This is a genomic window from Limnohabitans sp. (assembly GCF_040401135.1).
Taxonomy (GTDB): Bacteria; Pseudomonadota; Gammaproteobacteria; order Burkholderiales; family Burkholderiaceae_C; genus Limnohabitans.
In genome coordinates this window covers 1-8,247 of sequence record NZ_JBBAOV010000004.1, presented here as the reverse complement: position 1 = coordinate 8,247, position 8,247 = coordinate 1, and the positions used below count along the sequence as shown (strand labels likewise).

Here is an 8,247-nt window from a genome sequence, read left to right as displayed (position 1 = left end):
GTGCCGCACGCATCTGCATCGAGAACTCTTGCAAAGCCGCAATACCGCTGGCCTCAGCGCGTTTGCACCAAGCTTGCAAGTCTTGCGCAAGTTGGGCACGGTTGAGGTGAGTGTTGAGCCAGAGCTGGCGTAACTCTTCGCGCATCTTGACCATGGTGTCCACGTCTGGCAACGCTGCACGCGCAGCAGCCAGCTGTGCCAACACAGCAGCGGGCACTCTATCGGCGTCGCGATGCATCCAGCGCTTAGCTGCAGCCAACACGGAGTCGGAGGGCAAAGTGGGCAGCTTGGCCAGCTCTTGATTCATGGCTAAACGCAGCTGACGGGCGTAATTGGCCATCACTTCGTAGCGGTTGGCAATGACGGCTTCTAGGGTCTTTTCGTCAGCCACGGGTTTGATATCTCCAAAGGCCAACTTGGGCACAGACTTTTTGACTGTGGCCAAACCAAAGGTTTCCAAAATACGGATGTACAGCCAGCCCAAGTCGAACTCATAAGGCTTGACCGACAGCTTGGCCGAGGTGGGGTAAGTGTGGTGGTTGTTGTGCAACTCTTCGCCACCAATGAGGATGCCCCATGGCGAAATGTTGGTGCTGGCGTCTGGCGCCTCAAAATTGCGATAGCCCCAATAGTGCGCTGCACCGTTGATGATGCCGGCCGCGGTGATGGGTATCCACATCATCTGCACCGCCCAAACGGTCAAGCCTAAAGCACCGAACAAAGCCAAGTGGATAACGAGCATCAACGACACGCCAAGCACCGAGTGCGGCGTGTAGACGTTGCGTTCCATCCAATCGTTAGGAGTGCCGTGGCCGAACCGCTCGAGGGTTTCGAGGTTTTCAGCTTCTTTACGGTACAGCTCTGCGCCCGTGAACAACACGGTTTTAATGCCGTGCACATGCGGGCTGTGTGGGTCGTCGGCTTGCTCGCACTTGGCGTGGTGCTTGCGGTGAATGGAGGTCCACTCTTTGGTCACCTGCGCCGTGGTGAGCCACAACCAGAATCGGAAGAAGTGCGATGCAACCGGATGCAAGTCCAGCGCACGGTGTGCCGAATGACGGTGCAAATAAATGGTCACGCTGGCGATGGTGATATGCGTGAGCACCATGGTGACGATGAAGACTTGCCAGCCAGAAAAATGCAGTAAGCCATAGCTCAGCCAGTTCAACGTGGCATCAAGCCAAGCCCAATTGGGTAACAACATGTATATCTTTCTATTCGGTGAATTAACAGTTTATTTTAAAGTTTCGGGCCTTATTTGGCTACCCAAACCGCAGCAAAGAAGCCGTCTGTTGCATGTATGTGGGGCCAAAGGCGCAAATACAAGCCGTCAGGCGTGCAAAGTGCGGCTGCATTGGCTACTTTCAGCTCTGTCAATGTGTCGGCTACCGACAACGGCTCAAAGTTGGGATGGGTGGCGCTAAAGGCTTGGGCAATTGCCTCGTTCTCTTCGGGCAACACACTGCAAGTGGCGTACACCAAGCGGCCGCCCGATTTCACCAAACGTGCGGCGCTGGCCAAGATGGCGGTTTGCTTGGCCGTCAATTCCTCAACCGCTTTGGGCGACTGACGCCACTTCAAATCAGGGTTGCGGCGCAAGGTGCCTAGTCCCGAACAGGGCGCGTCTACCAACACGCGGTCAATCTTGCCGCTCAGGCGCTTCACACGGTCATCGCGCTCGTGCGCAATGGCGGACGGATGCACGTTGGATAACTTGCTGCGCGCCAAACGAGGCTTGAGCGATTCCAATCGATGTGCCGATGTGTCAAACGCATACAAGCGACCGGTGCTGCGCATCGACGCGCCGATGGCCAGCGTTTTACCGCCCGCACCTGCGCAAAAGTCCACCACCATCTCGCCGCGCTTGGCGTCGAGTAACAAAGCCAACAGCTGTGAGCCTTCGTCCTGCACTTCAATCGCGCCACGCGAAAACGCGTCTAGGCCTGACAAAGCAGGCTTGCCATCAATGCGCAAACCCCAAGGCGAAAACGGCGTGTCCACAGCCTTGATGCCCGCAAGCTTTAACTCGTGTTGCACATCGGCGCGTTTGTCGGTGAAGGTGTTGACACGCAAGTCCAGTGGTGCACCGCCATTCAGGCGCTCAACCAAAGGCCAAAAGCCCTCGCCCACTTGGGCCTTGAGCGGCTCCACCAGCCACTCGGGCATGTTGTGGCGATGGCGCTCCATCAGGTCAGCAGGGCTCACAGCTTCACAGGCTTCGAGCCAAGCGGCTTCTTGTTTGTTCAAGGCGCTGATCAAAAAGTCAAGCGCTTGGCTACCAGGTTGTTGGTGGCGCTTGGGCTGCGTCGAAGCAGCCTGGGGTGCTGCGTGTTCTTTTAGATGCTGGGCAAAACCCAGAATTGCCAAGCGGCGCTCTTTGGGGCCAGAGCCCGAAGGTGCAAAGTGATCGAAGCGCAGTTTGTTGCGCAACACGTTGTAGGTGGTTTCGGCCAAAGCCGCACGCTCGCGCGGGCCAAAGGCATAGGTTTTACGATAGTCACGGAAAAACTTAGACACCACCGCGTCGGCAGGGTGGTCAAACTTCAAAGTGAGGCGAACAAGCTCAGTACAAGCTTCAAGGAGGGCTTTTGGATGCATAAGGTGTATTGTCCCACCCTATGAACGACCAAGACCTACCCCCACTGATTGAAACTCCCATCGGCCTCTACCGCCACTACAAAGGCGGCCAATACGAGGTGATTGGCACAGCACGCCACAGCGAAACGCTAGAACCGCTGACCCTTTACCGCGCCCTTTACGGCGCGCACGGCCTGTGGGTGCGACCTGCGGCGATGTTTAACGAACAGGTGTTGATTGACGGCGTGATGCAACAGCGCTTTGTCAAAACTAACTAAGCCTTGTATGCAGCGGCGTTACCTGCCCCGCGATAATTCTCGGCAATGAAAAACATCGTCATCCTGATTTCTGGCAGCGGCTCCAACATGGCCGCCCTCATTCGCACCGCAAATGAACACAACTGGGCCAAACGCCTCAACGCCCGTGTGAGCACCGTCATCAGCAACAAAGCCGACGCCGAAGGTTTAGCCATTGCCAAACTGCGCGGCATTGCCACCTCAGTGGTCGACCACAAAGCCTTCGCTGCCCATCCCCAACCCCGCGAAGCCTTTGACGCCGCCTTGATCGCAGAGATCGACAAACACCAACCCCACCTCGTGGTGCTGGCCGGCTTCATGCGCATCCTTACCCCAGGCTTTGTGGCGCACTATGAAGGTCGACTGCTCAACATCCACCCCTCATTGCTGCCCGCCTTCACAGGCCTGAACACGCACGCACGCGCCATCGAAGCCGGCTGCAAATTTGCCGGAGCCACCGTGCACCGCGTCACCGCCGAACTAGACCACGGCCCCATCCTCGCTCAAGCCGTGGTGCCCGTGCTGGTGGATGACACCGCAGATACCCTAGCTGCGCGGGTGCTGACGCAGGAGCATTTGATTTATCCGAAGGCGGTGGCGGAGTTGCTAAAAAACACTCTCAACCCTTGAGACTCTTAGTCTTCTTCACATCCAACAGTTTGAAATTTTCTTGAGAAATAACCGGTTTGCCGGTCTGTTTTTCAATGTCTTTGCGCGTGCGCCCCGCCACTGCGCCGCCGTCTTTGGCATCCTTCTTGAGCGGCAACATACCAACGGAATCGCGGTCGCGGTGCAGCTTGGTAGTGGTCGCCTCGGCCAACATAGTCAAAATCAACTCTATGTCGGTCATGTGGTCGCGCAGGTTTTCACGCGCCAGCGCCTTCACCTGCTTGTACTCGTCAACATTTAAGGCAAAGGTACCGTGCATGATTTCGTTGGTCAGAATGGCGAATTCCTGGCGATTGGTCACGCCGCGCTGCTTCCACTCGTCGGTCAGGTCTTGGCGCACTGCAATGCCGCGTAAGCGCTTGTCGATCCATTCCTTGGGGTAGCCCTTTTTCTCGTAAAGCTCCTGCATCCGGCCCATAGCCAGCTCGGGGTTTTCAATCTCATCGAGGCGCTCTTTGCCCACCTTAGCCAGCCAGCGCTTGAAGGGTTCGGCCTTGGGGCTGGGGATGGACTGAATCAAACGGAAAATGCCCTGCGTGTTCCAGCATTGAAGTTTTTGCCGTCCACCCGCCGTCTCAAACGCCAGCGCAAGGGGGGGGTCAATTTGCCCCCCCCCTTGGCTGTTTAGGCTCAAATCGGGGTCGCGCCTACGCATCTTTTTCCAGTAGTCCGACGGATCGGCGGCCGCCGTGAGCACGGCGATGATGTCGGTGATGACGAACCACCATTCTTCGTTATGTAAGGTGCGACGAATTTCGCGGCTTTGGAAAAGCGCTACGCGAGACTCATGATTGTTGTCTGGCCCACTCATCACATCACCTCTTCTTTTATTGCATTTGCAGCGCAAGCTAACTTGCAAGCTGATGCCAATGTAGTTCAACAGATGATTAGAAATTTTTATTAAAAATCAAATTACACACCACTGAGCGGTAGAAAAGATGCTGGTCCAGGAGTATTTGATTTATTAGAAGACTGTGGCGGAGAACCTGCCAATCAATATTAAGCCCAAGAGGTAAAATCATTACTTTGATAGACAAAATTCGGGTTCATTCCGTGAGGTGATTTGAATCACCCTATATCTCTCGACAGTCTTTTAAAAGCCGCCTTTAAGCGGCTTTTATTTTGCGCGAATCAAGTGCCCGAAGGCGAGGTGGCTGGATGCGGCTGACGATTTCTGGTACTCCAGCATGAGGAAGCCGCAGTCAGCCACCTCGCCGAAGCGAACGCAACAAATCAAGCCAAGAGTCGAGAGCTCTTAGGCACATGCGCCATCAAAAACTCCATCTGGTCCGCCAAGATACGGCGATTACGCAAGATGAAGTCCTCCCACAGCGAAGGCTCATACGGCGTGTACAACAGCGGCATACGCGCCTGCTCAGGCGTGCGGTTGCCCTTACGATGATTACAAGATTTGCACGCTGTCACCACATTCATCCACACATTGGGGCCGCCTTGGCCCACGGGACGAATGTGTTCGCGCGTGAGTTCTGATTCGTGAAAGTGGTCGCCGCAATAAGCGCAAACGTTGCGATCGCGGCTGAAAAGTTTGTCGTTGGTCAGGCCAGATTTCAAATCAAACGGGTTGATGTTGGGCACGCCCTTGGTGCCAATGATGCTGTTGACCACGATGATGGACTGCTGTCCTGTGATGGCGTTGGTGCCGCCGTGAAACACTGCCACTTCGCCGCCGGATTCCCAACGTACCTCTTCGGCCGCGTAATGAATCACCGCTTGTTCTAGTGAAATCCATGACTGCGGTAGCCCTTGGGCTGACAGTTTCAAGACCTTCAAACCTGACCTCCATTCGCTTGCATAAAACGACCGTTCGGTATTGCCCATCTATCCGTGACAATATAACCTGAAAGAGTGACGGTTTTATGCCACTCACATTCCACAACATTTATGCAAATTTTCCGAGGTTTTCAGCACCCGCAATTGGCCAAAGCTTGCGCTTTGACGATCGGTAATTTTGACGGCGTTCACCGTGGCCACCAAGCCATGTTGGCCCTGCTTAAAAATGAGGCGCGTCACCGCGGCGTACCCAGTTGCGTGATGACGTTTGAGCCGCACCCGCGTGACTTCTTTGCCAAGCTCCATCAGCAGCCAGACCTTGCCCCTGCTCGCATCGCCACGCTCCGCGACAAACTCAACGAGCTAAAGGCTTGCGGTGTGGACCAATGCGTGGTGCTGCCGTTCAACCAAAGCTTTGCAGCGCAACAACCTCAAGCCTTCATCGAAGAGGTGCTGGTCAAAGGCTTAGGCGTCAAATATGTGCTGGTGGGTGACGATTTCCGCTTTGGCTCTAAACGCATGGGCGACTACGCCATGCTGGACGCTGCCAGCGCTGACCTAAAGTTTGATGTGGCCCGCATGAACAGCTACGAAGTGCGCGGCCTGCGTGTGTCCAGCTCTGCCGTGCGCGAGGCCATGGGCCGAGGCGCCATGCACGAAGTGGCGCAGCTGCTGGGCCGCCCCTATGCCATTTCGGGCCATGTGGTGCATGGCCGCAAGCTGGGCCGCGAGCTGAACTGCCGCACGCTTAATTTGCGCTTCACGCACTGGAAGCCAGCAGCCAGCGGCATCTTCGTGGTGCATGTGCATGGCTTGACCGATCAACCCTTGGCGGGTGTGGCCAATTTGGGCATCCGCCCCTCACTCGACGCATCGGACGTGAACGGTGGCCGCGTGCTGCTAGAAACCCATTGCCTTGACTGGCCCGCCAGCCTAGGTGCTGAGGGGGGCTACGGTAAAATCATTCGCGTGGAACTGCTGCACAAACTACACGATGAGCTGAAGTACGACGGTCTGGACGCCTTGATGCAAGGCATACACAAAGACTGCGACGACGCACGCACCTGGCTCGCAGCCCGAATTTGACGGGGCGTGCAGCCCCTATTGCTGCACATTACCCCGCGCCTCCCTATTTTTTAGAGCCTCCGACCCGAGACAGCCATGACCGACAAAGCCACCGATTACCGTGCCACCCTGAACATGATGGACACACCGTTCCCCATGCGAGGTGACTTGCCCAAACGTGAACCCGCTTGGGCCAAGCAATGGAACGAAGAAGGCTTATACAAAAAACTGCGCGTGGCCCGCCAAGGAGCACCCCTGTTTGTGTTGCACGACGGCCCGCCCTACGCCAACGGCAAACTGCACATCGGTCACGCGCTGAACAAAGTGCTGAAAGACATGATCGTCAAGTCCAAACAATTGGCTGGCTTTGACGCGCAATACATCCCCGGTTGGGACTGCCACGGTTTGCCGATCGAGAACGCCATCGAAAAACTGCATGGCCGCAAACTTAGCCGCGACGACATGCAGGCCAAGAGCCGTACCTTCGCCACCGAGCAGATTGACCAACAACGCGAAGACTTCAAACGCCTCGGCGTGTTGGGCGACTGGGAGCGCCCCTACCGCACCATGGACCCCGCCAACGAAGCGGGCCAACTGCGCGCTTTCAAACGCGTGATGGAGCGCGGCTTTGTCTACCGTGGTTTGAAGCCCGTGTACTGGTGCTTTGATTGCGGCTCATCTTTGGCCGAGTTTGAAATTGAATACGCCGACAAGAAAAGCGAAACACTCGACGTGGCCTTTTTGTGCGCTCAACCCAACAAGCTTGCTGCTGCGTTTGGTTTGCCCCAGCTCGACAAGCCAGCGTTCGCGGTGATCTGGACCACCACCGCGTGGACCATTCCTGCAAACCAAGCACTCAACATGAAGGCCGACATCACCTACGCCTTGGTGGACACCGAGCGTGGTTTGTTGATGTGCGCGGCCTCGTTGGTCGAGAAATGTTTAGAGCGTTGGAAACTCGAAGGTCAGGTTGTCGCCACCGCCACGGGCGACAAGCTGGGCCTCATTGAATTCAACCACCCACTCTCACACGTGGACGCGGGATACCAACGCACCGCCCCCGTGTTCTTGGCCGACTACGTGGGCGAAGGCGACGGCACAGGCATCGTGCACAGCGCACCGGCCTACGGCGTGGATGACTTCAACTCATGCATGGCCAACGGCATGAAGTACACCGACATCTTGAACCCAGTGCAAGGCAACGGCGCGTATGCCGCTGACTTCCCGCTGTTCGGTGGCCAACACATCTGGAAAGCTGTGCCCGTCATTCTGGAAGCGTTGCAAAACGCAGGTCGCTTGATGGCCACCCAAACCATCACGCACAGCTACCCACATTGCTGGCGTCACAAAACGCCCGTCATCTACCGCGCAGCAGCGCAGTGGTTCATCCGCATGGATGCGTTTGACAGCACCACCGAAAAAACCACCGGCAAATTCATCACTGACAAGGCCGGCAAATCTCTGCGCGAACTCGCGTTGCACGCGATTGACCAAACCCACTTCTACCCAGAAAACGGTCGTGCACGTTTGCGCGACATGATTGCCAACCGCCCCGACTGGTGCATCTCGCGCCAACGCAGCTGGGGTGTGCCCGTGCCGTTCTTCTTGCACAAAGACAGTGGCGAGTTGCACCCACGCACCATGGCCATCATGGACCAAGCCGCCGACATCGTTGAACAAGGCGGCATCGAAGCTTGGAGCCGCGTGACGGCAGAAGACATCCTCAACCAGCCCGGTGACGAGGCAGCCAGCTATACCAAGAGCACCGACATTTTGGAAGTGTGGTTTGACTCTGGCTCCACCTTCCAACACGTGCTGCGCGGCAGCCACAAAGATGCCTACAACTTTG

The 8,247-nt window shown here is 56.4% G+C and carries 8 protein-coding genes; 4 read left to right on the top strand and 4 right to left on the bottom strand.

Annotated elements, in window-relative coordinates:
• On the bottom strand, positions 1-1,204 hold a 1,204-nt coding region (locus ABWP81_RS01975), incomplete at its 3' end, for a DesA family fatty acid desaturase (RefSeq protein WP_353138785.1).
• 50 nt (positions 1,205-1,254) lie between these two features.
• Positions 1,255-2,598, bottom strand: coding sequence for an RsmB/NOP family class I SAM-dependent RNA methyltransferase (locus ABWP81_RS01970; protein ID WP_353138782.1), 1,344 nt, complete (start codon positions 2,596-2,598; stop codon positions 1,255-1,257).
• A gap of 20 nt (positions 2,599-2,618) precedes the next feature.
• Here ABWP81_RS01970 and ABWP81_RS01965 point away from each other — a divergent pair, with 20 nt between their 5' ends.
• Complete coding sequence (locus ABWP81_RS01965; RefSeq protein WP_353138779.1) at positions 2,619-2,855, top strand: DUF1653 domain-containing protein; 237 nt, start codon at positions 2,619-2,621, stop codon at positions 2,853-2,855.
• A 45-nt stretch (positions 2,856-2,900) separates the two neighbouring features.
• Positions 2,901-3,503 (top strand): phosphoribosylglycinamide formyltransferase, encoded by a 603-nt coding sequence (purN, locus tag ABWP81_RS01960; RefSeq protein ID WP_353138776.1) that lies wholly within the window; start codon positions 2,901-2,903, stop codon positions 3,501-3,503.
• Here the strand turns inward: purN and ABWP81_RS01955 are convergent.
• Positions 3,493-4,353, bottom strand: a complete 861-nt coding sequence (locus tag ABWP81_RS01955) for a BRO family protein (protein WP_353138773.1) — start codon at positions 4,351-4,353, stop codon at positions 3,493-3,495. The two genes, purN and ABWP81_RS01955, sit on opposite strands and share 11 nt — an antisense overlap.
• A 422-nt stretch (positions 4,354-4,775) precedes the next feature.
• On the bottom strand, positions 4,776-5,333 hold the full coding sequence (locus ABWP81_RS01950; protein ID WP_353131501.1) for an HNH endonuclease: 558 nt from the start codon (positions 5,331-5,333) through the stop codon (positions 4,776-4,778).
• Positions 5,334-5,444: 111 nt separating this feature from the next.
• Here ABWP81_RS01950 and ABWP81_RS01945 point away from each other — a divergent pair, with 111 nt between their 5' ends.
• Entirely contained in the window at positions 5,445-6,419 is a 975-nt protein-coding gene (locus tag ABWP81_RS01945; protein ID WP_353131502.1) for a bifunctional riboflavin kinase/FAD synthetase, read from the top strand.
• Positions 6,420-6,494: 75 nt separating this feature from the next.
• A partial coding sequence (locus ABWP81_RS01940; RefSeq protein WP_353138770.1) for an isoleucine--tRNA ligase occupies positions 6,495-8,247 on the top strand: 1,753 nt, incomplete at its 3' end.

Bases quoted from the DNA above. Each gene is read 5' to 3' on its own strand.
- ABWP81_RS01945 (WP_353131502.1), top strand. From the start codon at position 5,445: ATGCAAATTTTCCGAGGTTTTCAGCACCCGCAATTGGCCAAAGCTTGC.
- purN (WP_353138776.1), top strand. From the start codon at position 2,901: ATGAAAAACATCGTCATCCTGATTTCTGGCAGCGGCTCCAACATGGCC.
- ABWP81_RS01965 (WP_353138779.1), top strand. From the start codon at position 2,619: ATGAACGACCAAGACCTACCCCCACTGATTGAAACTCCCATCGGCCTC.
- ABWP81_RS01970 (WP_353138782.1), bottom strand. From the start codon at position 2,598: ATGCATCCAAAAGCCCTCCTTGAAGCTTGTACTGAGCTTGTTCGCCTC.
- ABWP81_RS01955 (WP_353138773.1), bottom strand. From the start codon at position 4,353: ATGAGTGGGCCAGACAACAATCATGAGTCTCGCGTAGCGCTTTTCCAA.